This is a genomic window from Massilia glaciei, assembly GCF_003011895.2.
GTDB classification, from domain to species: Bacteria; Pseudomonadota; Gammaproteobacteria; order Burkholderiales; family Burkholderiaceae_D; genus Telluria_A; species Telluria_A glaciei.
Genome location: NZ_PXWF02000206.1, coordinates 1 through 1,149, shown reverse-complemented (window position 1 = coordinate 1,149; position 1,149 = coordinate 1). Strand labels below are relative to the sequence as shown.

The following is a 1,149-nucleotide window of genomic DNA, read 5'->3' as shown; positions in this document are numbered from 1 at the left end:
ACGAGCCTGGCGGCGACCAACACCGCCAGCGGCGGGCTGTTCATCGAGGAAGCGAGCGCACTGATCCTCTCGGGCGCCGGCACCTACGCCGTCGACCTCGGCGGCAGCAACGGCGATATCGGCGTCGTCACCACCGATGGCACCCTGACCGTGCTGGGCACCGTGCGCAGCACTGGCGATAGCGGCAACATGCTGTTGCGCAGCAACGAGTCCGTTGAAGCGACCGTGGCCGACCTCGACGTGCGCGCCGACCTGATCTCGAGCAACGGCAACATCAGCCTGGCATCGACCGACAACATCCTGGTCGACGACCTGGCGCCGGCGGCGCCGACCCTGAGCACGCTCAAGCTCGGCAAGACCATCGACCTGCTGGCGGCCGACAACATCAGCATGGAGGGCCTGGCCCGGCTGCTGACCAACAATGGCAACATCCGCCTCGAAAGCACGGCCGGCAGCAGCACCATTGGCATCGTCAACGCGGGCACCGGCATGGCCGGCGGCAGCATCAGCATCATCGCCGGCACCGCGATCGTCGACGCCCAGCTCGACGACGCGGCCGTCGCCACCGTCAACCTGCTCTCGTATGGCCTGCGCCTGAGCGCGGGCGCCGGCATCGGCGCCGACGGCTCCGTGATCGAAACCCAGGTCTCGACGCTGGCGGCCAGCCTGGCAACCGGCAGCGCCTTCCTGCGCGAAGCGGACGGACTCTCGGTCGGCACGGTCGGCCCGCTCGCGGTCAACCGCGTCGACGCCGCCGGCGCCTTCGCGACCGTGTCCGACGCCGCCATGAGCGGCATCTCGACCACCGGCGCCTTCGGCGTCACGCTCTCGTCTGGCGGCAACGTCAGTGTCGACCAGGCGCTCACGGCCGGCAGCAGCGGCAACCTGCGCCTCGACGTCACCGGGACGCTGGCGCTCAATGCCACGCTCGGCAACGGCAGCGGCAGCATCAGCGTGCTCGCTGGTGGCACCATCAGCCTCTCCAGCCTCGGCCGCCTCGTCACCAGCGGCGGCACCATCGACGTCGCCTCGAGCGGCGGCGCGATCGACATGCAGGACGGCGCGCTGGCCCAGACCGACGGCGCCAACATCCGCTTCCAGGCAGCGTCCGGCATCACGCTCGCCCTGCTCGACGCGCGCAGCGCGGCC

Annotated in this window: 1 protein-coding gene; it reads left to right on the top strand. The window is 70.7% G+C overall.

Going from position 1 to position 1,149, the window contains the following annotated elements; all coding sequences use genetic code 11:
- Positions 1 to 1,149 (top strand): beta strand repeat-containing protein (locus C7C56_RS28855; protein ID WP_181373159.1); only part of this gene is annotated, 1,149 nt, incomplete at both ends.